The sequence below is a fragment of the Rhodopseudomonas pentothenatexigens genome (genome assembly GCF_900218015.1).
Classification (GTDB): domain Bacteria; phylum Pseudomonadota; class Alphaproteobacteria; order Rhizobiales; family Xanthobacteraceae; genus Rhodopseudomonas; species Rhodopseudomonas pentothenatexigens.
This window is the reverse complement of the sequence record NZ_UFQQ01000016.1, coordinates 39,549-62,691: the sequence shown is the minus strand read 5'-3', so window position 1 is coordinate 62,691 and position 23,143 is coordinate 39,549. Positions and strand designations below refer to the sequence as shown.

General features: G+C 65.9%; 15 protein-coding genes. 4 read left to right on the top strand and 11 right to left on the bottom strand.

Going from position 1 to position 23,143, the window contains the following annotated elements:
• Positions 1-209 precede the first annotated feature (209 nt).
• From glgB to DWA33_RS16100, 3 genes are read right to left on the bottom strand one after another with little or no spacing between them, the layout of a single operon-like run.
• Entirely contained in the window at positions 210-2,360 is a 2,151-nt protein-coding gene (glgB, locus tag DWA33_RS16110; RefSeq protein ID WP_114359156.1) for a 1,4-alpha-glucan branching protein GlgB, read from the bottom strand.
• Positions 2,357-5,659, bottom strand: a complete 3,303-nt coding sequence (treS, locus tag DWA33_RS16105; protein WP_114359154.1) for a maltose alpha-D-glucosyltransferase — start codon at positions 5,657-5,659, stop codon at positions 2,357-2,359. Before treS ends, glgB begins: the two co-directional genes overlap by 4 nt.
• 11 nt (positions 5,660-5,670) lie before the next feature.
• Positions 5,671-7,626, bottom strand: a complete 1,956-nt coding sequence (locus tag DWA33_RS16100; RefSeq protein ID WP_114359152.1) for an alpha-1,4-glucan--maltose-1-phosphate maltosyltransferase — start codon at positions 7,624-7,626, stop codon at positions 5,671-5,673.
• 201 nt (positions 7,627-7,827) lie between these two features.
• On the opposite strand from DWA33_RS16100, the gene malQ reads away from it, so the two are divergent.
• Positions 7,828-9,786, top strand: a complete 1,959-nt coding sequence (gene malQ, locus DWA33_RS16095) for a 4-alpha-glucanotransferase (RefSeq protein ID WP_114359150.1) — start codon at positions 7,828-7,830, stop codon at positions 9,784-9,786.
• A gap of 5 nt (positions 9,787-9,791) precedes the next feature.
• Entirely contained in the window at positions 9,792-11,600 is a 1,809-nt protein-coding gene (locus DWA33_RS16090) for a glycoside hydrolase family 15 protein (RefSeq protein WP_114359266.1), read from the top strand.
• On the opposite strand, the gene DWA33_RS16085 is transcribed toward DWA33_RS16090, so the two are convergent.
• From DWA33_RS16085 to pip, 8 genes are all read right to left on the bottom strand, one after another.
• Positions 11,597-12,415: a Cof-type HAD-IIB family hydrolase gene (locus DWA33_RS16085; RefSeq protein WP_114359148.1), complete on the bottom strand. Its 819-nt coding sequence runs from the start codon at positions 12,413-12,415 to the stop codon at positions 11,597-11,599. The genes DWA33_RS16090 and DWA33_RS16085 overlap by 4 nt on opposite strands.
• 124 nt (positions 12,416-12,539) lie before the next feature.
• On the bottom strand, positions 12,540-13,088 hold the full coding sequence (locus DWA33_RS16080; protein ID WP_244601319.1) for a gluconokinase: 549 nt from the start codon (positions 13,086-13,088) through the stop codon (positions 12,540-12,542).
• Positions 13,072-13,812, bottom strand: a complete 741-nt coding sequence (gene pgl, locus DWA33_RS16075; RefSeq protein ID WP_114359144.1) for a 6-phosphogluconolactonase — start codon at positions 13,810-13,812, stop codon at positions 13,072-13,074. The genes DWA33_RS16080 and pgl overlap by 17 nt, the downstream gene beginning before the upstream one ends.
• A 4-nt stretch (positions 13,813-13,816) precedes the next feature.
• On the bottom strand, positions 13,817-15,331 hold the full coding sequence (gene zwf, locus DWA33_RS16070; RefSeq protein WP_114359142.1) for a glucose-6-phosphate dehydrogenase: 1,515 nt from the start codon (positions 15,329-15,331) through the stop codon (positions 13,817-13,819).
• Positions 15,328-16,368, bottom strand: a complete 1,041-nt coding sequence (gnd, locus tag DWA33_RS16065) for a phosphogluconate dehydrogenase (NAD(+)-dependent, decarboxylating) (protein ID WP_114359140.1) — start codon at positions 16,366-16,368, stop codon at positions 15,328-15,330. The genes zwf and gnd overlap by 4 nt, the downstream gene beginning before the upstream one ends.
• Before the next feature lie 182 nt (positions 16,369-16,550).
• The gene (locus DWA33_RS16060) at positions 16,551-19,403 is read right to left on the bottom strand and encodes a bifunctional transaldolase/phosoglucose isomerase (protein ID WP_114359138.1); all 2,853 of its coding nucleotides are present in this window, start codon (positions 19,401-19,403) and stop codon (positions 16,551-16,553) included.
• Positions 19,404-19,618: 215 nt separating this feature from the next.
• Positions 19,619-20,293 carry a DUF4286 family protein gene (locus tag DWA33_RS16055; RefSeq protein WP_114359136.1) on the bottom strand — a complete coding sequence of 225 codons (675 nt, stop codon included), beginning with the start codon at positions 20,291-20,293 and terminating at the stop codon, positions 19,619-19,621.
• An 11-nt stretch (positions 20,294-20,304) separates the two neighbouring features.
• Positions 20,305-21,294: a prolyl aminopeptidase gene (gene pip, locus DWA33_RS16050; protein ID WP_114359134.1), complete on the bottom strand. Its 990-nt coding sequence runs from the start codon at positions 21,292-21,294 to the stop codon at positions 20,305-20,307.
• A gap of 120 nt (positions 21,295-21,414) precedes the next feature.
• Here pip and DWA33_RS16045 point away from each other — a divergent pair, with 120 nt between their 5' ends.
• A complete protein-coding gene (locus DWA33_RS16045) occupies positions 21,415-21,672 on the top strand; it encodes a DUF6894 family protein (RefSeq protein WP_110788827.1) in 258 nt (85 codons plus the stop codon).
• A gap of 71 nt (positions 21,673-21,743) precedes the next feature.
• A complete protein-coding gene (locus DWA33_RS16040; RefSeq protein ID WP_114359264.1) occupies positions 21,744-23,141 on the top strand; it encodes an amidase family protein in 1,398 nt (465 codons plus the stop codon).
• Positions 23,142-23,143 lie beyond the last annotated feature (2 nt).

Sequence of the window (23,143 nt, the reverse complement as noted above, 5' to 3'; positions counted from 1 at the left end):
ATTGTCTTTGTTAGCGAACTTCGAAATCGAAGGACACTGGTAAATCTGCTGTTCGGAACGGGTTTGTGCACAACGATGGCACGCGCGTACGCGGTGGCACCATCCGACTGTCACATTGCAGTCCTGCAATTCCGTCGACATCAGCACAGCAGCCGCTGCTGCCGACGGCCCTGGTCGAGCCGGTCGGCAGTGAGCCGCATCGCGACGCGTCAATCCTCCGGTGTCAGGAAGATCGCCGCGAGCGGCGGAATCGTCAGGCTGAGTTCCGGCACCAGGCCGTCACGAGGGCGGACCTCGCCGCCGTTACCGACATTGCTGCCGCCGTACACCGCCGAATCCGAATTGAATACTTCGCGCCAGCGGCCCGGGAACGGCACCCGGACGCGATAATCCTGATACACGTTCGGCGAGAAGTTGACGATCACCAGACAGCGCGAGCGAGTGTCGTTGCCCTTGCGCATCCAGGCGAACACGTTGCGATTGGCATCCTCGGTGATCAGCCATTCGAAGCCGAACGGATCGCAGTCGAGCTGATGCAGCGCCGGCAGCGACCGGTACAGATTGTTGAGATCGCGGATCAGCGCCTGCACGCCGGCGTATTTCGGGTATTCGAGCAGGTGCCAGTCGAGCGAACGGTCGTGGTTCCATTCGCGCTCCTGGCCGAACTCGCTGCCCATGAACAGCAGCTTCTTGCCGGGATGAGCGAACATGAACGCGTAGTAGGCGCGCAAATTGGCGAACCGCTGCCACTCGTCGCCCGGCATCCGTCCCAGGATCGAGCGCTTGCCGTGCACCACTTCGTCGTGCGACAGCGGCAGGATGAAGTTCTCCGAGAACGCGTAGTGCAGCCCGAACAGGATCTGGCCGTGGTGATATTTGCGGTGGATCGGATCCTTGCTGATGTAGTTCAGCGTATCGTGCATCCACCCCATGTTCCACTTGTAGCCGAAGCCGAGCCCGCCGAACTCGACCGGGCGCGACACTTGCGGCCAGGCGGTGGATTCCTCCGCCGCGGTGGTGGCGTTGGGGAAATTGGCGTAAACCTGGGCGTTGAAGCGGCGCAGGAAATCGATCGCCTCGATGTTCTCGCGGCCGCCGAACTTGTTGGGAATCCAGCCCCCGGCCGGGCGGCTGTAGTCGAGATACAGCATCGACGCCACCGCATCGACGCGCAGCCCGTCGATGCCGTAGCGCTCCAGCCAGAACAGCGCGTTGGCGGTGAGGAAATTCACCACTTCGGTGCGGCCGTAATTGTAGATCAACGTGCCCCAGTCGAGATGCCGCCCCTGCATCGGGTTGGCGTGCTCGTACAAAGCGGTGCCGTCGAAATTGCCGAGGCCGTGCGGATCGTCGGGGAAATGGCCCGGCACCCAGTCGAGGATCACGCCGATGCCCGCGGCGTGGCAGGCGTCGACCAGCGCGCAGAAGTCTTCCGGCGTTCCGAACCGTGAGGTCGGCGCGTACAGGCCGGTCGGCTGATAGCCCCACGAGCCGTCGAACGGATGCTCGCTGACCGGCAGGAATTCAACGTGGGTGAAGCCCATGTCGCGCACATAGGCCGGAAGCTGCTCGGCCAGTTCGCGATAGGTCAACCACTGGTCGCCGTCCTTGCGGCGCCACGAGCCGAGATGCACTTCGTAGATCGACATCGGCGCCGACAGCGCGTTGATGTTCTCCGGGGCCGGCCGCGGCTTTGGCAGCGTGGTGGCATCGACCACGATCGAAGCGGTCTTCGGCCGCAGCTCGGCGGCAAAGGCGAGGGGATCGGACTTCTGCGGCAGTTGCTCGCCATGCGGGCCGGAGAGGTCGAATTTGTAGTGATCGCCGGCGCAGGCGCCGGGGATGAACAGCTCCCAATAGCCGTTGCCGCGCACCCGCATCTGATGGCGAAGCGGATTCCAGTAGTTGAAATCGCCGACCACGCTGACGCGGCGCGCATTCGGCGCCAGAACCACGAAGGCGACGCCGGCGACACCCTCGAGCTCCATCGGATGGGCGCCCAGCTTGTCGTAGAGCCGCTGGTCGGTGCCTTCGCCGAGCAGATACAGATCGAAGTCGGTCAGGATCGGCGGAAAGCGGTAGGGATCCTGCAACTCGACCGTCGCCTCTCCGAACCGGGCGCGCAGCGTGTAGCGCGGCGCGGCGCCGGGCAGCGGTCCGGCAAACAAGCCGGACGGATGGATCTGTTCGAGCGACGCCGAGTCGCCGTTGTCGCCGACCACCTCGACGGCGGTCGCATCGGGGAGCAGCACCCGGACAACGGTACCGTTGTCCTCGGGATGGGGGCCGAGATAGCGGAACGGATCGGCATGACGGGCTTCGAGAACTGCGTAGGCTTCGTCGCTCAATTGCACGGTCATGAAAGCTCCTCGGGAGGCGGCGACAGGATGCGCAGAATGCCGGCCAGCGGCACCCGCACCCAGTCGGGACGATGCGCGATCTCGTAGTCGATCTCGTACAACGCCTTTTCAATCAGGAAGAAGTCGAGCAGGCGGTTGGCGGCCGCAGCGTCGGCCGGCCAGACCGGGCTGTCGCCCATGGTCTGGCGGTAGCCCTCGAGGAAGGCCGCGGTAGCACGGATCCGCCACAGGTCCAGCGCTTCGGTCAGCCGGCCCGGCTCGTCGGAGACAGCCTTCAACGCACGGTCGAGCGCCGCGGTCGTCGAGTAGTCGATCGAGCGAACCAGGCCGGCGACGTCGCGCGCCGCCGGAGCCTTGGCGCGCCGCTCCTCGAGGGTTCGGCGCGGTTCGCCTTCGAAGTCGATGATGTAGACATCGTCCTTGACGATCAGCATTTGCCCGAGGTGGAAATCGCCATGGTGGCGGATGTTCAAGCCGCCATCGCCGCCGGGCAGGTCGTGGATGCGGTTCATCAGCACATCGCGTGCCGCCACCAGTTCGTCGACCAGCGCCCTGTCCGCATCCTTCAACATATCGCGCCGACGCCGCAACTCGTCCAGCACCCGCTCCGCCGCGGCCGAGACGGTCTCCGTCCAGTGTCGCGAGTTGTCGGGGGCGATCGGCTCCGGCGCGAAGTCGGGCACATCGGGATGACCGGCGAGCGCGATATGCATCTCAGCCACGCGCCTGCCGGTCTGCTGCATGAAATGCAGATAGGGCGCGAGTTGGTCGCTCTCGGTATTCTCTTCGGCGCGGATCAGTACACGCTGTTCGTCGATATAGCGATCGAGGTAGCCGGAGGTGACAGTCCAGCCGTCACCCTGGTTGCCGACGAATTCGTGCACCACGGCGATCGCACTGGTGGTGTCGCCCTCGACCAGTTCGACGCTCCCGAGCAACGCCGGGGTATTGGAGTAGCCGGCTACCTCGGTCAGGAAGCGCCCCATCTCCAGTTCGGGATTGATGCCGACCTGCAGACGCCGATACAGCTTGACGACATAGTCTTCGTCGACCAGGGCGGTCGAATTCGACTGCTCGGTCTCGACGGCCCGGATGTTCTGGAACGGCCCGGCCGGCCGATCCGCGAGCCGGGAGCCGGGGCGGAATTCCAGACGGTCGCCATTGTCGCCGACCACGGTGAGGGCGCTGCGAACGTTCTCCAGCAACAGATCGACGAACGACGGGTCGGCGGCGACGTCGAGCAGGGTGCCTTCCCGGGCGCCCTGGCGGACCGCTGCAAATGCGCGGGGATTATAGCGTTCGCGATCGAACCGCACCCAGTCGATTTGCATCGGCAGCAGATAGCGCGACGTCGCACCGCGCAGCGTCGCCTCGAAGAACGCCAGCCACGGACGGTTGTCGCCCTCGTTGGCGAACGGGATTGCCGAGGTGAGCCGCGGATGGATCGCGCGCGGATTGCGCTCCGGGAACCAGCGGGTGCGGGACAGGAACGTCGGCAGCACTTCGTGCTCGAACATCGAGCGGGTGCGGCCGAGCGTCATCCAGGTCGAGCCGAGCGGCACCACCAGGGTGATGAATTCCGGCACCGTCGAGGCGGGCGCGACGTGGGCTGCGGTGCCGGGCTCTTCCAGTCTGAACCAGTAGAAACCGAACGGCGCCAGCGTAATCATGTAGGGCAGCTCGCCGATCGCCGGGAATTTGGTGCGGCCGAGCATTTCCTGTGGCACCCGGTCCTTCCACGGCGACAGATCGAGCTCGGTCGCCTGCGCGGCACGCGACAAGTTCGCGACACACAGAATGACTTCGTCCTGATGCTGCCGGACATAAGCGAGCACCGCGCGGTTGCTCGGGCGGATGAAGGTCATGCTGCCGCGGCCGAACGCCGACGTTGATTTTCGCACCGCGATCAGCCGCTTCATCGCGCTGAGCAGCGACGACAGGCTGCGCTGCTGCGCCTCGACGTTGACCGAAGCGTAGCCGTATACCGGGTCCATGATCGGCGGCGCGTACAGCCGCGCCGGGTCGGCGCGCGAGAACCCGCCATTGCGATCGGGCGACCACTGCATCGGCGTGCGCACGCCGTTGCGGTCGCCGAGATAGATGTTGTCACCCATCCCGATCTCGTCACCGTAGTAGATGATCGGGGTGCCGGGAAACGACAGCAGCAGCGAGTTCATCAACTCGATCTTGCGGCGGTCATTGTCCATCAGCGGCGCCAGGCGGCGGCGGATGCCGACATTGATCCGCGCCCGCGGGTCGGCCGCATAGGTCTTCCAGAGGTAGTCGCGCTCCACATCGGTGACCATTTCGAGCGTCAGCTCGTCGTGGTTGCGCAGGAACATCGCCCACTGACAGTTGGCCGGAATCTCGGGCGTCTGCCGCATGATGTCGGTAATCGGGAAGCGGTCCTCCTGCGCGATCGCCATGTAGATCCGCGGCATCAGCGGGAAGTGATACGCCATATGACATTCGTCGCTGTCGCCGAAATACTGCTGGACGTCCTCGGGCCACTGATTGGCCTCGGCGAGCAGCAGCTTGCCCTTGGCGTAGGTGTCGAGCTCGGCGCGCAGCCGCTTGATCACCGCGTGCGTCTCGGGAAGGTTCTCGTTGTTGGTGCCGTCGCGCTCGCACAGATAGGGAATTGCGTCGAGCCGGAAACCGTCGACGCCGGTGTCGAGCCAGCGCTTCATCACCTTGACGACGGCGCTGACGACGCGCGGATTGTCGAAGTTCAGATCGGGCTGGTGCGAGAAGAACCGGTGCCAGTAATACTGGCCGGCTTCCGGATCCCAGGTCCAGTTCGACTTCTCGGTGTCGGTGAAGATGATGCGCGTACCTTGGTACTTCTGGTCGGTGTCGCTCCAGACGTACCAGTTCCGCGCGCTGGAGTTCTTCGGGCTGCGCCGCGCCCGTTTGAACCATCTGTGCTCGTCGGAGGTGTGGTTGATCACCAGCTCGGTGATCACGCGCAGATTGCGCTTCTTGGCCTCGACGATGAAGCGGCGGAAATCCTTCATCGTGCCGAAATCGGGATTGATCGCGCCGTAGTCGGCGATGTCGTAACCGTCGTCGCGCTGCGGTGACGGGTAGAACGGCAGCAGCCACAGCGTGTTGACGCCGAGATCCTGCAGATAATCGAGCTTCTCGGTGAGGCCGGCGAAGTCGCCGATGCCGTCGTTGTTGCTGTCGGCGAACGCCTTGACGTGCAACTGGTAGATGATGGCGTCCTTGTACCAGAGCTCGTCACTGCCCTCCACGCCCGGCTTGTCGATCGGGGTGATCGATGACATCTCGTTCATGGCTTACGCACTCACGCCAGACAACGGAACAGCAGCGCCGGATCCCGATGCGGATCGATCCGCAGGTTGATCCCACCCCAGTCGAGCGCGTGGCGTTCTCCGGTCAGCAGGTTCTCCACCGCCACCACCGGACGGCGCTCGCCGGCGACTTCGATCTGGACGTCGCCAAGCGGCAGCCAGAATTCATGGTAGTCGGCGCTGAGCGCGATCGCCACCGCCACCGCGTTGGTGCCGTCGACGGAGGTCTTGACGAAGCCGGTCACATTCGGGTCCTGCACGTCGAGGAAGCGAAGATTGCTGGTCTGGTGCAGCGCCGTGTTGGCGCTGCGAATGCGGTTGATGTCCCGAATAAACGGCTTGATGTTGCCGGGCTTGTCCCAGTCGCGGATCTTGATCTCGTATTTCTCGGAATCGAGATATTCCTCTTTGCCGGGGATCGGTTCGTGCTCGAGCAGCTCGAAGCCGTTGTAGATGCCATAGGTCGATGACAGCGTTGCGGCGAGAACGAGGCGGGACTTGAACATCCACGGCTCTCCGCCCTGAAGATGATAGGGCAGGATGTCCGGCGTATTGGTGAAGAAGTTCGGCCGGTAATAGTCGCGCTCCGGATAGCGGGCGAGCTCGCGCAAGTATTCCTCGATCTCCCACTTCTGAGTGCGCCAGGTGAAGTAGGTGTAGGACTGGGTGAAGCCGAGCTTGGCCAGCCCCTTCATCAGCTTCGGCCGGGTAAAGGCTTCGGCGAGGAAGATGACGTCGGGATGGCGAAGCTGCACTTCGCGGATCAGCCATTCCCAGAACCGCAGCGGCTTGGTGTGCGGATTGTCGACCCGGAAGATTTTCACGCCCTGATCGACCCAGAACAGGATGACGTCGCGCAGCGCGTTCCACAGCGAGCCGGCGTCTTCGCAGGAGAAATCCGGGTTGACGATGTCCTCGTATTTCTTCGGCGGATTTTCGGCGTATTTCATCGAGCCGTCGGGGCGACGCTTGAACCAGTCCGGATGCTGCTTGAGCCATGGATGGTCCGGCGAACACTGCACGGCGATGTCGAGCGCAACCTCGATGCCGACCACTTCGCAGGCGGCGACGAAGGCGCGGAAGTCCTCGATCGTGCCGAGCTCCGGATGCACCGCGTCGTGGCCGCCTTGTTCCGCGCCGATCGCGTAGGGACTGCCGGGATCGCCGGGCTCGGCCTTGAGCGAGTTGTTGCGGCCCTTGCGGTTGGTGTGGCCGATCGGATGGATCGGGGTGAAATACACCACGTCGAAGCCCATCGCGGCGACGTCCGGCAGTCGGGCGATGCAGTCACCGAAGGTGCCGTGGCGCCCGGGATCGCGTCCCTGGCTGCGCGGCACCATCTCGTACCACGCGCTGAAGCGCGCCCGCGGCCGGTCGATCATCAGCGGCAGCGGAGCGGTGCGGGTGAGGTCCGGCCGTGCCTGACTGTTCGCCATTGCGTCCAGCAATTCCGGCACCAGCAGCGGCGCGATGTCGCCGGACCGCAGATATTCCTCGCAGCGTTGCTGAATCATCCGCAACACCTCCGGATCGTCGGTCTGCGCCTTGGTCAGCAGTCCGGCGCCTTCCAGCGCATCCAGCGACAGATCCTGGCCGGCCTTCAGCTTCAGCTCGGCACCGTGCCGCCAGGTGGCGAATTCGTCGGTCCAGGCTTCGATGGCATAGACGTGACGGCCGAGTTGCTGCGGTGTGAACGTCGCCGACCAGCGATCGTTGACGTCGAGCCCCATCGGCACACGTTGCCAGGTGCTGTCCTGCTCGCGGCGCCAGATCAAGGCGGCCGCGATGACTTCATGGCCGTCCCGGTAGATGTCGGCCCATACCTCGATCGGCTCGCCGACAATTCGTTTCACCGCAAATCTTCCGCCGTCGATCAGCGGATAGATGTCTTCGATGTGAAAAGCGCCGCCCTGAGCGGCGGCTTGAATCGCTTGCGTCGACTTGTTCACAATTGCCCACGATCGATTGAGTGAGGTGATGCCCGCGATCTAGGACGCTCGTCCCATGGCGAACCAGCGGGTCCCAGTCTACAAAGCTTCTCGACCGAGCTGGTTCCAATGGAACTCACCCTACGCAATTGCGTTCGATATGACTATCCTGGGACAGGTGGATTCGCGGCGCACCCCGCGCGGCGTGAGACAGCGTGCTTAATGGATTTATTCACCAGAGCTGCCGAGCTGGGCATCCAGACCGAATTCTACGACGGTCAGGGGCACCGCCACATCACTCCGCCAGAGGCATTGGCGCTGATCACCGAGGCGATGCCGCAACCGGCTGAGCGAAGGTTGCTGGATCGGATCGTGGTGATCCGGCGCGGCGAGACCTGTCGCTCCGAACTCGGCGTCCAGGCGGCGCTGCCGGTACGGTGGCGCATCATCGGCGAGGCGGCGACGCTGGCTGACGGCGTCGCCGACGAGCGATCGCTGACGTGGCCGCAGGACCTGCCGCCCGGCAGCTACCGCCTGCGGCTCAGCGACGCATCGGGCCACACCGAGGAGCAGCCGCTGCTGGTCGCACCGCCGCAGGCGTACGGCGGCGCGTTCGACCGATCCTGGCTGGTCGCGGTGCAGCTCTACAGCCTGCGCTCGGGCCGCAACTGGGGTATCGGCGATTTCACCGATCTGGCAAATCTGATCGAGCTCGCGGCGGCGCTGGGGGCAGGCGGCATCGGGCTCAATCCGCTGCATGCGCTGTTCGACGACCGTCCCGGTGACTGCAGTCCGTATTCGCCGAACAGCCGGCTGTTCCTCAATCCGTTGTACGTCGACGTTGAGCGGCTGCCGGAGTTTTCCGCCACCGACCGGCCGGTCGATGCCCAGACCATGGCGGCGCTGCGCGACGGTGAGCTGATCGACTATGCGGCCGTGGCGGCGGTCAAATGGCGCGGGCTGCGCGCGGCGTTCGAGACGTTCTGCGCGTCGGCGTCGACCGCCCGCCGCGCAGCGTTCGAGGCGTTTCGCCGCGAGCGCGCGCCGCTGCTGACGCGGTTCGCCTGCTTCGAGGTGCTGCGGCACAAATTCGGGCACCCGTGGTGGGACTGGCCGGAGGAATGGCGCCGTCCCGACGACGCGCGCTGCGCCGAACTGCGCGCTGGCCCCGACGGCAGGGATGTGGAGTTCGTCGAATTTGCCCAATGGTGCGCCGACGATCAGTTGCGCGGCTGCCGCGATCTCGCCGCGGCGCGCGGCATGAACGTCGGGCTGTATCTCGACGTGGCGGTCGGGGTGCAGAGCGACGGCTTCGACGCCTGGAACGAACAGACCGCGATCTCGCGGCTGCTGGCGGTCGGCGCGCCGCCGGACTCGCTCAACACGGCCGGCCAGAACTGGGGCCTGGCGGGCTTCAACGCGCCGGGACTGGAGCTGACCGGGTTTGCACCGTTCCGCGAGATGCTGCGCGCCTCGATGCGTTATGCCGGCGCGATCCGGCTCGATCACGTGCTCGGGCTGAACCGGCTGTATCTGGTGCCGCACGGCTTCGCGGCGCATCAGGGCGTCTATGTCCAGATGCCGTTCGAGGCGCTGCTCGCGGTCACCGCGCAGGAGAGTGTCGCGCATCGCTGCGTGGTGATCGGCGAGGATCTCGGCACCGTGCCCGACGGCTTCCGCGACCGCCTCGCGGCCTGGGGGATCTGGTCGTACCGGGTGATGATGTTCGAGCGCGACTTCCACCAGGGCTGGTTCTTCGGGCTCGATCATTATCTGCCGAACGCGCTGGTCACGTTCAACACCCACGACCTCGCCACCTATTCGGGCTGGCGTGCCTCGACCGATCTGCATCTGAAGCGCTCGATCGGAGTCGATCCCGGCGAAAGCGACGACAGCCGCCGGCATGCGCTGGCGATGCTCGGGGACGCGCTGCGGCATCAGGGCATCGAGCAAGACGATATCTACGCGGTGCTGACCTTCCTGGCGCGGACGCCGTCGCGGCTGTTGGCGATCGCGCTGGAGGATTTGCTCGGCGTGCTCGATCAGCCGAACGTCCCGGGCACGGTATCCGAGCATCCGAACTGGCGGCGGCGGCTGCCGAAGGCGATCGAGGACATTGCCGCCGCGATCAACCGCCAAGCTCTGCTCACCGCGACCGCCGATCGCCGCAGCGCAGGGTGAACGCTTTGCCCGGGAACATCGAAGACTACGCCATGATCGGCGACTGCGAGACCGCGGCGCTGGTCGGCCGAGACGGTTCGATCGACTGGCTGTGCTGGCCGTCATTCGATTCCGAGGCCTGTTTCGCGGCGCTGCTCGGCAGCGAGGAGAACGGTCGCTGGAAGGTCGCGCCGGTCGACGAAATCGTTCGCTGCAGCCGGCGTTACCGCGGCGACAGCCTGATCCTGGAGACGACGTTCGAGACGGCAGACGGCAGCATCACGCTGATCGATTTCATGCCGCCGCGCGGATCGGCCTCCGACGTCGTCCGCCTGGTGCGCGGCGACCGCGGCCGGATCAAGGTCGCGATGCAGCTGGTGATCCGGTTCGGCTACGGCGCGAGCATTCCCTGGGTCAAGCGCGGCGCGGACGACGCGCTGCTGGCGATCTGCGGCCCGGATATGGTCGTGCTGCACACTCCGGTCGCCACCTGTGGCAAGGATATGACCACCGTTGCCGAGTTCGAGGTCGCCGAAGGGGAGGTCGTGCCGCTGGTGCTGACCTACGGCGCGTCGCATCTGCCGGTGCCGACCGAGATCGACCCCCACCAGGCGCTGAAGGACACCGAGGAATTCTGGGCCGAATGGGCCGGACGCTGCACCTATCGGGGCGAATATCGCGACTTGGTGATGCGTTCGCTGATCACACTGAAGGCGCAGACCTTCGCACCGTCGGGCGGCATCGTGGCGGCGCCGACCACCTCGCTGCCGGAAAAGCTCGGCGGCTCCCGCAACTGGGATTATCGGTTCTGCTGGCTGCGCGACGCCACCTTCACGTTGTTCGCGCTGATGAACAACGGCTACACCGAGGAAGCCGCTGCCTGGCACGATTGGCTGCTGCGTGCCGTCGCGGGCAATCCGGCCAACATGCAGATCATGTACGGCATCTACGGCGAACGCCGGCTTTTGGAGTGGCAGGCCGACTGGCTCGCCGGCTATCAGGGCGCGCAGCCGGTGCGGATCGGCAATGCCGCGCATGCGCAGGTGCAGCTCGACGTCTACGGCGAACTGATCGACGCTTTTCATCAATGGCGCCACGCCGGGCTGCGCCTCGACGGCGACTCTTGGGCGATCGAATGCGCGGTGCTGCAGCACTTGTCGAAGGTCTGGGACCAGCCCGACAGTGGCATCTGGGAACGCCGCGGCCCGCGCAAGCACTACGTGTTCTCCAAGGTGATGACCTGGGTGGCGTTCGATCGCGGCATCAAGAGCGCCGAGACCTTCGGATTGAAGGCGCCGCTCGAGGAGTGGCGCAGCCTGCGCGACCGGATTCACCGCGAGGTCTGCGAAAAGGGTTTCGACCCGGTGCAGAACGCCTTCGTCGAGCACTACGGCGCCGATGTGCTCGACGCCAGCGTGCTGCTGCTTCCGGCGGTCGGCTTTCTGGCGCCTCACGATCCGCGCATCAAGGGGACGCTGGAAGCGATCGAGCGGCGGTTGCTGGTCGACGGCTTCGTGCTGCGCCATGATCCGCGGGAAAACAAGGATCAGACCGGCCCAGCCGAGGGCGCGTTCCTGGCCTGCAGCCTGTGGCTCGCCGACGCCTATGTGCTGGTCGGCGACATCGTTCGCGCCAAGGAACTGTTCGACCGTGTCGTCGGCATCGCTAATGACGTCGGCCTGCTCGCCGAGGAATACGACCCGAGCAAACGACGCCAGACCGGCAATTTCCCGCAGGCGCTGACCCACATCGCGCTGATCAACACCGCCAACAATCTCACCGCCGCCAAGGCGTCGACCGAGAAACCGGCGATGCAGCGGTCGAAACAGAGTTAGCGGTCAAGGCTCGCATTGCGATCCAGGATGAAGTCGATGGCGGCGGCGAAGCCGTCGTCGTCGTTGCGGGCGGTGACGTGGGCCGCCTGGTGCTTGACGTCGTCGGTGGCGTTGCCCATCGCGATCGGCAGACCGCTGACGCCGAACATCGGCAGATCGTTCTGCATGTCGCCGATGGTGGCGATCGCCTCCGCCGCGATGCCGAGCCGCTGCGCCATCGCCTGCACGAAGGTGCCCTTGCTGCGACCGGGCGGGGTGACGTCGAGATAGTAGTCCTGCGATCGCACCGCCAGCGCACGATCGCCGAGCGCGGCCTGCAGCTCCGGTTCGCAGCGTTTGAGCAACGCGAAGTCGGCGCTGACGCCGACGATCTTGCAGGCCTGGCCGGCGAGCGGGGCGAAATCATCGACCATCGCCGGCGCGAATTGGATGGTGCGCTGTTCGTGCGGCACGTATTTGCCGTCGTCGCGGCGGATATACCAATTGTCGTTGGTGAACAGCCAGACGTCGATGCCGTTGCGCGCGAACAGGTCGAGGCTCGTCGCCACGGCATGGTCCGGGATCAAATGTTGCTCGATCACGGTCAGCTCCGGATCGACGATCGAGCTGCCGTTGAACGGTCCGAGTGGCAGGGTGATGCCGAGCGGATCGCTGTACATCCGCATTCCGACCGGCGGACGACTCGAGGTGAGGGTGAAGCCGACACCGCTGTCCTCGAGCCGCGCCACCGCGTCACGGGCGCGATCGGTCAGCCGCTTGTCAGTGGTGACGAGCGTGCCGTCGACATCGGAGATTACGAGCTGGATGCGGGTCATGGGACGAACCTCGAAGTGGAGCCTTCGTCATTGCGAGGAGCGGAGCAACGAAGCAATCCAAGTGTCATGCACTGAGCCTGTGGATTGCTTCGCTTCGCTCGCAATGACGATGCTAAGCATGGAATTATTCGCCGACTAAGTTCGGAAGCTGGCCGACGATATCGTCGACGATTGCCTCGACCGGCGCGTCGATCGAGGCGACGATCGGGCGTTCGTCCGGGCCGGGCCGCTGCAGCGTGGCGAACTGGCTGTCGAGCAGACCGGCCGGCATGAAGTGGTTCTTGCGTGCCGCCATCCGCGCTCCGATCAGCTCGCGGCTGCCGTCGAGAAACACGATGCGGACGTCGTCGCGTCCATGCACCAGGATGTCGCGATAGGCGCGCTTCAGCGCCGAGCAGCCGAACACGATGGAGCCGCCGCCGGTGATGACGCGGTCGATCTCGGCGGCGATAGCCTGCAGCCAGGGCCTGCGGTCGTCGTCGGTGAGCGGCTGGCCGGCGCTCATCTTGGCGACGTTGCTGGCCGGATGATAGGCGTCGGCGTCCTCATAGCGCCAGCCAAGCCGCGCGGCGAGGGCTTGTCCGACCGTGCTCTTTCCGGAGCCGGAGACGCCCATCACGATGAGCGCATGTGGCGTCGACCGGGGAAGCACGGCCTCAGGCGACACCGGCATTCTCCGGGAGTGCATCCTTTGTCACCAACCACACCGTCTCACCCTGCGAGCGGGTGCGGCCCGAGGGTAGATCCTCCCCGGCGAACACGCGGGCGAGGATGTCGCGCTTGGCAGCGCCGTGGATCAGGAACAGCATCTCGGCGCAGGAGGCGAGCGCCGGAAGGGTGAGGGTGACCCGTGGCACCAGCGGCTCGACCGGGGCGGTGTCGACGCCGGCGGCCCAGCGATCCTGGATCTGGAGCTGCGGCCGGCCCGGAAACAGCGAGGCGGTGTGGCCGTCCGGCCCGACGCCGCCGAGCACCAGGTCGAACAGCGGCCGGTCGGGGGCGAGCACGTCGCTGCCGTAGAACGCCTTCAGCTCGTCTTCGTAGCGTCGCGCCGCATCCTCCGGCGTCGCCGCGTCGGTCGGGATCGCATGGATGTTCTGCAGCGGCGCGCGGCCATCCAGAAACGCCCGCCTCGCGGCGCCGATATTGCTGAGCGGATCGCGCTCCGGCACGAAGCGTTCGTCGCTGATGAACCAGTGCACCCGCGACCACGGAATCCGATTTTCGAATTCGCCGGCCAGCAGTTCGAACATCCGTTGCGGCCCGGAGCCGCCGGTAAGGCAAATCGCCGGGCGATCGTGATGCAGCTCGATCCGCGCGATCAGCCGCTGCGCTGCGAGGCGGGCCTGCGCATCGGCATCGGCTGCGACCACGAGATGACGATCGGCGCTGCGCATTCGGCTAGCCCAACTTCCGCCAATCGCGGCCGTCGCGCGTCAGCAACTCGTCGGCGTCTTCGGGGCCTTCGCTGCCGGCGCGATAGATCTGCAGGCCGTGGGCGCCGGCTTTCTTCCAGGCGTCGAGAAAGGGCTGCACCACCCGCCATCCCGCCTCGACGCCGTCGGCGCGCTGGAACAGGATGTTGTCGCCGATCATGCAGTCGTGCAGCAGCGTCTCATAGCCGTTGCTCGGCGCCACCTTGAAGTAGTCCTTGTACTTGAACGTCATCTCGACGCCGTCGATCGCGATCACCGGGCCCGGCACCTTGGTGTTGAACTGCAGCGAGATGCCTTCGACCGGCTCGATCCCGATCACCAGATAGTTCTGCGACAATTCCCGCACCGGGGTGCAGCGGAACATCGAGAACGGCGCCTGTTTGAACTTGATCGCGACCTCGGTGCGCTTGCCCGACAGCGCCTTGCCGGTGCGCAGATAGAACGGCACGCCGGCCCAGCGCCAATTGTCGATCGACAGCTTCAGTGCCGCGAAGGTTTCGGTGGTGCTGTCCGGTTCGACGTCCTTGGCGCTGCGATAGTCGGGAATCTCGCTGTCGCCGATCCTGCCGGAGGTGTATTGGCCGCGGACCGAATTGCGCAGCGCCTCGTCTTCGCTCTGGATCTGGATTGCCGCCAACACGTCAGCCTTGGCGGATCGCACCGCATGGGCGTTGAAATGCGCCGGCGGCTCCATCGCCACCAGCGACAGCAGTTGGAACAGATGGTTCGGCACCATGTCGCGCAGCGCGCCGGTCTTGTCGTAGAAGCTGCCGCGATGGCCGACGCCGAGCTTTTCCTCGACGGTGATCTGGATGTGGTCGATGTGCTCGCGGTTCCAGATCGGCTCGAACATGCCGTTGGAGAACCGCAGCACCAGGATGTTCTGCACCGTCTCTTTGCCGAGGTAGTGATCGATCCGGTACAGCTCGTGCTCGGAGATGATGCCGAGCAGATGATCGTTCAGCGCCTTGGCCGAGGCGAGGTCGGTGCCGAACGGCTTCTCCACCACCAGCCGGCGCCACGCGCCGCTGGTCTCTTCGAGCAGCCCGGCGCGGCCGAGCTCGGTCGCGATCGGTGCGAACGCGTCCGGCGGGGTGGCGAGATAGAACAGCCGGTTGCCACCGGTGTTGCGGTTGGCCTCGAGCTTTTCCAGGCGCTCGCGCAGCCGGTCGAACGAGTCCGGTTCGCTCGGATCGGCGCTGATTGCGGTGACGCAGTACAGAAGCTGATCGGCGACCTTGTCGTCGACCGGGCGGGTGGCGTATTTGCGCAAGCCCTGCAGCAGGCTTTCTCTCAGATCGTCGCTCGCCATCTCCTTGCGGGTGACGCCGACGACGCAGAATTTCTCCGGCAGCAGCCCGGCTTCGGCGAGATTGTAGAGCGCCGGGATCACCAGACGGTGGGTGAGATCGCCGGTGACACCGAAGATGACGAACGCGCAGCCGTCGGGAACCTGATTGCTGTTGTCTTGCGTGGTCACGCGCGCTCCGATTTCGGTTTCAGTTTCTGCTGTGGAGCGGCCTGCTGCTCCGGCTCCGGATGCTGCTGCGGCTCCTTGTGGCCGCCGAAGCCGGCGCGCATCGCCGAGAGAATCTTCTCTGCGAACGTATGATCCCGCCGCGACCGGAAACGCGCATACAGCGCCGCGGTGAGCACTTCGGCCGGCACCGCTTCTTCGATCGCGGCGTTGATGGTCCAGCGACCTTCACCGGAGTCTTCGACGAAGCCGGAGTAATTGTCGAGCTGGTCGTTCCTCGCCAGCGCGGTGGAGGTGAGGTCGAGCAGCCAGGACGGGATCACGCTGCCGCGGCGCCACACTTCGGCGATGTCGGCGATGTCGAGATCGAACCGGTGCGCTTCCGGCAGCGCCTCGCTGCTGGCGTTCTTGAGAATGTCGAATCCTTCGGCATAGGCCTGCATCAGGCCGTATTCGATGCCGTTGTGGACCATCTTGACGAAATGGCCGGCCCCGACCGGGCCGGCATGGATGTAACCCTGCTCGACCCGCGGATCGCGCGTCTCGCGGCCGGGCGTGCGGGGAATGTCGCCGATCCCCGGCGCCAGCGTGGCGAAGATCGGATCGAGCCGGTCGACCACGACCTTGTCGCCGCCGATCATCATGCAGTAGCCGCGCGCGTAGCCCCAGATGCCGCCGGAAGTGCCGACATCGACATAATCGATGCCGGTCTCCTTCAGCGTCTTGGCGCGGCGGATGTCGTCCTGCCAGAAAGTGTTACCGCCGTCGATCACAACGTCCCCGGCGGCGAGCAGCTTGCCGAGCTGGTCGATGGTGGCCTCGGTGATCTGTCCGGCGGGCAGCATCACCCACACCGCGCGCGGCGGGTCGAGCTTGCGCACCAGATCCTCGAGGCCACCGGCTCCGATCGCGCCTTCGCGTGTCAGCGCCTCGATCGCTTGCGGATCCCGATCGTACACCACGGCATGATGGCCATCCTTCATCAGGCGCCGGACGATATTGCCACCCATCCGGCCGAGGCCGATCATGCCGATCTGCATGCGCAAGTCTCCACTGTTGAGCCGCCCCCCGCTTGACGTGCGAGGCTACGTTTGTCGGCGGTTACTCCGTCATCGCGGGCCGAAGGCGAAGCGATCCAGGGTTCGGGGCATAGGACTGGATTGCTTCGTCGCTTCGCTCCTTGCAATGACGATCCTGTTCGGCCGAAGGGATCCCCCCGGGGCTACTCCACCGCCTGTTCGATCGCTTCGCCGAGCATCTTCAGACCGGCATCGAGATCGCCCTTGAGGTGGACTCGCAAGGCACGGCGGCCGCGTTCGGTGAGCACGTCGAAATCGCCGCGCGCCTGTGCCGCCTTGATCACGCCGAAGCTGGCGCTCTGGCCAGGCACCGGCAGGTCGGCGGCATCGTCGGCGGTGATCTGCAGGAAGACACCGCTGTCCGGGCCGCCTTTGTAGGCCTGACCGGTGGAATGCAGGAAGCGGGGGCCGAATTCGGCGCAGGTCGCCACCTTGCGACGGTCGCGGACCTTCAGCCGCATGCCTTGCAGCGCGGCGATATGCGCCGCGTTGCGCTCGATGTAAGCGAGCAGGGCGGCGTAGTCGCCGCTGCTCACGCGCGACAGATGCGCCTTCAGCCACGAGGCGACGGTGCCGTCGGCGCCGGCCTTGCGCAGCGCGGCGGCATTGGCGGCGTCGGTGTAGAGGTCGGCCTCGGCGGTCGACAGCGCAGGCGTCTCGGCCGGCAGCGCGCCGGATTTCTCGAACGCCGCGGTAAGTTCGCGGGTCTTGATCTTGGCGCTCTCGACATCGGGCTGATCGAACGGGTTGATGCCGAGCACCGCGCCGGCGACTGCGGTTGCGAGTTCGAAGCGGAAGAACTCCTGGCCGATCGCCTCGGTGGATTTCAGCACGATCCGCACCACCGGATGACCGGCCGCTTCCAGCGCCGAGAGCTTCGACTCGTGAGCCGCATCGGTTTCTGCTTCGGTGCGCAGATCGATGAACAGCCGGTCGTTGCCGTAGGCCGAAGGCTCGGCCAGCGGCTCGCCGTCGATCGGGATCAGGCCCTTGCCTTCCTTGCCGGTGGATTCGGCGATCAGCTGCTCGGCCCAGGCGCCGAAATCGGCGATCGCCTTCGACGAGGTGATCGTCACCTTGTCGCGGCCTTCCAGGCCGGCGCAGCCCATCACCAGACCGAGCTGCACGGCCGGATTCTGCTGCGGCGGCACATCGGTGCCGCAGGAGCGCACCATCGCCAGCGCCGCGTCCAGCAGCTTCGCAAGATCGAGCCCGGCCGCGGCCGCCGGCACCATGCCGAACGGCGACAGCACCGAGTAGCGGCCGCCGATGGTCGGATCGCCGTGGAAGATCCTGGCGAACTTCTGCTCGGTCGCGATCTTCTCCATCGACGAACCGGGATCGGTGACGGCGACGAAGTGCCGGCCGGTCTGATCGGCGCCGACCGCTTCAGAGACGCGGGCGTAGAAATACGCCTTCATCACGTTCGGCTCGGTGGTGCCGCCCGACTTCGACGACACGATGAACAGCGTCGTGGCGAGCTTCACGCTGGCTTCGAGGGCGCGGACCTGCGCCGGATCGGTGGAATCGAGCACGTGCAGCTTGGGGAAGCCGTCCTGCTGCGGGAAGGTCTCGGCGAGCACTTCGGGCCCGAGGCTGGAGCCGCCCATCCCGAGCACCACCGCATCGGTGAAGCCCTGGCTCTTCACCCATTTGGCGAAGTCCTGATAGTCGGCGAGCTTGGCTTTCTCGGCGGCCGCCGAGTTGAGCCAGCCCAGCCATTTGTCCTCGTCGCTGCCGGTCCAGACCGATTTGTCGCGCGACCACAACTTGCGGATCCTGCCGGCGCTGCGCCACGCTTCGCTGTGCTGCTTCACGCTGGCGGCGAGGTCGGCCGGCAGCGCCAGTGTCTGCTTGCCGACGCGGCCGGCGAGCACGGTTTCGCGTTTGAAGGCGACCGCGCCGAGCAGCTTGTCGAACGCGTCGGCGAACAATTGCACGCCCTCGGTGACCAGCTTGTCGGTGATCGCATCGAGCGACACGCCGGCGCCGGCCAGGCCCTTGAGCACCTCGCGCGCCTCGTCGATGTCCTTCTCCAGGCTGTCCTTGGGCTTGCCGTGGTCGCGGAAGGCGTCGAGCGTCGACGGCGGCACGGTGTTGACGGTGTCGGGGCCGATCAGCTCCTCGATATACAGCACGTCGCTATAGGCCTTGTTCTTGGTGCCGGTGGAGGCCCACAGCAATCGCTGCGGCTTGGCACCGCAGGCTTCCAGCTTGGCCCAGCGGTCGCCGCTGAACAGCCGCTTGTAATCTTGATACGCGAGCTTGGCGTTTGCGATCGCGACCTTGCCCTTCAGCTCCTCGAGCCGCTCCTTTTCCGACGGATCGTTGGCCTTGGCGATCTTGTCGTCGAGCGCCGCATCGACTGCGCTGTCGATCCGGCTGATGAAGAAACTGGCGACGCTGGCCACATGCGCCGGATCACCGCCGGAGGCGATCAGCGCTTCCAGGCCGGAGATGTAGGCTTCGGCGACCTGGACGTAGACCTTCTGCGAGAACAGCAGCGTGACGTTGACGCTGATGCCCTTGGAGACGAGCTGCTTGATCGCCGGCAGGCCCTCGCGGGTCGCCGGCACCTTGATCATCAGATTCTCGCGGCCCACCGCCTGCCACAGCCGCTCGGCTTCCGTCAGCGTGCCCTTGGTGTCGAGCGCCAGATAGGGCGAGACTTCGAGGCTGACGAAACCGTCGCGGTGTCCGAGCTTGTCATAGACCGGGCGCAGCACGTCCGAGGCGTGCTGGATGTCTTCGACAGCGAGCGCTTCGTAAAGGTCGCCGACCGAACGGTCGCCCTTGCTCAGTGCCTCGCCGATCGCGCTGTCGTATTCGTCGGTGGCGCCGATCGCCTTTTCGAAGATCGAGGGATTGGATGTGACTCCTTTCACCCCGTCGGTCTCGATCAGCTTCTTCAGGTCGCCCTTGGCGATAAAGCCGCGGGCCAGGAAATCCAGCCAGATCGCCTGGCCGTGTTTTTCGAGCGCTTTGACGGGATTCATGGTGCCTTGTCTGCTGGTTCGGTGCAATGACGGCCTCGCCCGCATTTCCGTCCGGGGATCGAGGCTTGTCAACACGTCCTGGCTGGCGCCTTGCACGCCGGCCGATTACCGCCCAATGGCCGATATGACGTTCGAACCGCCAATCGGTTCCAAGATCCCAGCCTATCGCAGGGATGTGATGCGACGATTACAGGCGGACGCGTCGAATTCCGGTGTCAACGGCCGAGATCGGCCTTCGCCAGATCCCACAGCAGCGCATAGGTCCCAGCCGCAATCAGCTCCGCGCGTGCGTCAGCGATCGCGGCCTCGAACCGGCCGGCCATAGCCACCCCCACGGCCGCAGCGCTGGTGCCGTCGATCAGCACGAACCAGTCGGACGCGCCGGGGCTGGTGATGCCGGGCGGATCGGTCAGCGGCCTCGACAGCGCTGGATCATTTTCGAGCAGGTGCATCGAAATGATGCCGTCGAGCGGCAGCGGATCGAGCTTGGCCGACAGCCCCGTGCGCAAGGCGCCCTCCTGGCCCGCGGCGGGACGGATACGGACCAGGCCGAGCACCGCGCCGCGGCCCTGGCCTCGGCTCAGCGTGATCCGTGCCACGCCGCGGATCATGTTCTTGAATTTGGCGATATTGCGTTTCGACCATTCGGTCTGATTGGCGAGCGCGGTGTGATAGGCGTCGCTGCTCAGCACCTCGAAACGCTCGGTCGAGTACAGCCCGAGATATTTCGGCGCTGCTTCGAGCGCGACATAGCGGCGGGCCTCGACGAAGCCGTCGATCGCGACGCGCTCGGCGATGTGTTCGCGGTCGTACCAGCGATTGAAATCGGCCTCGTCCTCGGGCGCGATGTCCATCGACGTCAGCAGCATGCCCTGTCCGGCGATCGGCATCGGATCTCCCTTCAGGCCCTGGACCGGGCGGCGACGTCGTTGATCCCGGCGATCACCGCGTCGCGGATGCCGGGGTCGTAGAGCAGATGGCCGGCGGCCTCGATGGTGCGCAGTTCGGCCTCCGACCACAGCGCGGCGAGCCGATGTGCGGTCGCGGGCGGACACAGCAGATCGTAGCGGCCCTGCACGATCACGCCGGGAATCCCGGCGAGGCGACCGGCTTCGTCGAGCAATTGATTGGGACGCATGAAGCAGTCGTTCGCGAAGTAATGCGCCTCGATATAGGGCGTCACCGGCAGCGCGCCTTGATTGGTGAGATTTGCGCGATCGAGCCGGTTTCGCCGCGGCGTCACCATCGACAGCACCCCTTCGGTTTCGACCCAAGCCTTCGCCGCAGGAGCGTGCACCGCGGGGTCGGGATCGAGAATCCGCCGCCAATAAGCGTCGAGCGGCGCGGCGCGTTCGGGCTCCGGCAGCACGCCGAGAAAATCCTCGTACAGCGCCGGATAGAATTGCGGCAGATTGATCAGGAAGGCGGTCTCGAGTTCGGCGCGGGTGCCGAGAAACGTGGCACGCAGCACCAGGCCACTGACGCGCTCCGGATGCGCCTCGGCATAGGCCAGCGCCAGCGTCGATCCCCACGAGCCGCCGACCACCAGCCAGCGCTCGAAGCCGTAGTGCCGGCGGATCGTCTCCATGTCGGCGATCAGATGCGGCAACGTGTTGGCGTCGCGTCCACCCTTGGGGCGGCTGCGGCCGGCGCCACGCTGATCGAACAGCACGGCATAAAACCGCTGCGGATCGAACAGCCGGCGGTGATCGACCTGACAGCCGCTGCCGGGGCCGCCGTGCAGATACACGGCCGGGAGGCCGCCGGGATTGCCGTTGGTTTCGACATAGAGTTCGTGGCCGGCGCCGACCGCGAGCATCTGCGAGGATAGCGGCGCGCCTGCGGCAGGGCGCTGCGCGGATGAAGCATCATCTTGCGGATCGAGCGGCATTCGAACCTGTTAGCGCGAAACCGCGAGGTTTGCGAGCGCTGCGCGGACGGGCCGCACCGCGAGGGTTGCGGATCACCGCCGCGATGGCCACCTGAAAGAGGTGTTCAATCTGGAGCCGGAATGCCGCGATATTTCTTCAACACCCGGATCGGCGAGGAACTGATTCCGGACCCGGAGGGCGAGGAACTGCGCGATGCCGACCACGCCTGGGAAGTGGCGCGTGCCACCATCCGCGAAATCGTCAAGACCGAGAGCGCGCAGCTCGATCTGATCCGCGCCAGCCTCGAAGTCACCGACGAGGAGGGCGGCGTGCTGCTGGAATTTCCGTTCAGCGAGGCGATGCTCGATCTGCCGGCGTCGCCGCGGAACCGGCATTGAGCGGTTGATCAATTGGCGGTGGCGCGCCCGATCCTGCCACGCTATCACGTCTGTCTCGCAACGGAGTGATCATGCAGGACATCTGGCGCCTTTCCGCGACTGAACTGGCCGATCTCGTCCGCAGCCGCCGCGCTTCGGCGCGCGAAGTGGCCGAGGCCGCGCTGCACCGGCTTTCCACCGTCAATCCTGCGATCAATGCTGTGGTCGATCACAGTACCGAGGACGCGCTCGCGCAGGCCGATGCGGTCGACGCCGCGCTCGACAAAGGCGAGAGTCTCGGCGTGCTCGCCGGCGTGCCGGTGACCGTGAAGGTCAATGTCGATCAGCAGGGTTTCGCCACCACGAACGGCGTGACGCTGCAGCGCGACTGGATCGCCAAGACCAACAGCCCGGTGGTCGACAATCTGCGCAAGGCCGGCGCGGTGATCATCGGCCGCACCAATACGCCGGCGTTCTCCTATCGCTGGTTCACCTCGAACAAGTTGCACGGCGAGACGCTGAACCCGCGCGATTCCTCGATCACGCCGGGCGGCTCGTCCGGCGGTGCCGCCGCTGCGGTCGCAGCCGGCATCGGTGCGATCGCGCACGGCACCGACATCGCCGGCTCGGTGCGCTATCCCGCCTATGCCTGCGGCGTGCACGGACTGCGGCCGACCATCGGCCGCGTCGCCGCCTACAACGCCTCGTCGCCGGAGCGGCCGATCTGTCCGCAGATCAGCGCGGTGTCGGGGCCGCTGGCGCGGACCATCGCCGACGTGCGGCTCGGACTGCAGGCCTTGGCGCAGCCGGACTCGCGCGATCCGTGGTGGGTGCCGGCGCCGCTCGACGGCCCGCCGCGCGACAAGCGTGCCGCGCTGTGCATCGCGCCCGACGGTCTCGCGGTGGTGCCGGAGGTGCGCGATGCGCTGAAGGACGCTGCAAAGCGTCTCGAAGCCGCCGGCTGGATCGTCGAGGAGATCGAGAACACGCCGCCGCTGCGCGAGGCTGCCGAGCTGCAGGCGCAGTTCTGGCTCGGCGACGGTTATCAGGCGATGCTGGAGGCGGCCGAGCGCGAAGGCGACGAAGGCGCGCTGGCCTGCCTGCGCGGCAACCGCGACAAGGCGATCGCCGACCTCGCCAGCTACTCCAAGCTGCTGACCCGGCGCGCGACGCTGACGCGCGACTGGCAGACCTTCTTCGATGGCTATGCCGTGCTGCTGATGCCGGTGTGCGGCGAGCTGCCGTTCCCGCAGCGGCTCGACCTGAAGGACGAAGCCTCGTTCAAGCGGGTGTGGGCCGCGCAGATGCCGCAGGTCGGACTGCCCTTCGTCGGACTGCCGGGGCTGACGGTGTCGACCGGCATGGTCGGCCGCGTGCCGGTCGGCGTGCAGTTGGTGGCGGGACGCTATCGCGAGGATCTGTGCCTGCTCGCCGGCGAAGCGATCGAGGCCGGCGGTGTGCCGCCGTCGCCGATCGATCCGGTGGCTTGAGG

What these genes read in the sequence shown, in the direction of transcription:
- DWA33_RS16085 (WP_114359148.1), bottom strand. Translation starts at nt 12,415, where the DNA reads ATGACCCGCATCCAGCTCGTAATCTCCGATGTCGACGGCACGCTCGTC.
- DWA33_RS16055 (WP_114359136.1), bottom strand. Translation starts at nt 20,293, where the DNA reads ATGCCGATCGCCGGACAGGGCATGCTGCTGACGTCGATGGACATCGCG.
- malQ (WP_114359150.1), top strand. Translation starts at nt 7,828, where the DNA reads ATGGATTTATTCACCAGAGCTGCCGAGCTGGGCATCCAGACCGAATTC.
- DWA33_RS16060 (WP_114359138.1), bottom strand. Translation starts at nt 19,403, where the DNA reads ATGAATCCCGTCAAAGCGCTCGAAAAACACGGCCAGGCGATCTGGCTG.
- glgB (WP_114359156.1), bottom strand. Translation starts at nt 2,360, where the DNA reads ATGACCGTGCAATTGAGCGACGAAGCCTACGCAGTTCTCGAAGCCCGT.
- pgl (WP_114359144.1), bottom strand. Translation starts at nt 13,812, where the DNA reads ATGCGCAGCGCCGATCGTCATCTCGTGGTCGCAGCCGATGCCGATGCG.
- gnd (WP_114359140.1), bottom strand. Translation starts at nt 16,368, where the DNA reads ATGCAGATCGGCATGATCGGCCTCGGCCGGATGGGTGGCAATATCGTC.
- treS (WP_114359154.1), bottom strand. Translation starts at nt 5,659, where the DNA reads ATGAACGAGATGTCATCGATCACCCCGATCGACAAGCCGGGCGTGGAG.
- DWA33_RS16080 (WP_244601319.1), bottom strand. Translation starts at nt 13,088, where the DNA reads ATGCCGGTGTCGCCTGAGGCCGTGCTTCCCCGGTCGACGCCACATGCG.
- pip (WP_114359134.1), bottom strand. Translation starts at nt 21,294, where the DNA reads ATGCCGCTCGATCCGCAAGATGATGCTTCATCCGCGCAGCGCCCTGCC.
- DWA33_RS16045 (WP_110788827.1), top strand. Translation starts at nt 21,415, where the DNA reads ATGCCGCGATATTTCTTCAACACCCGGATCGGCGAGGAACTGATTCCG.
- DWA33_RS16040 (WP_114359264.1), top strand. Translation starts at nt 21,744, where the DNA reads ATGCAGGACATCTGGCGCCTTTCCGCGACTGAACTGGCCGATCTCGTC.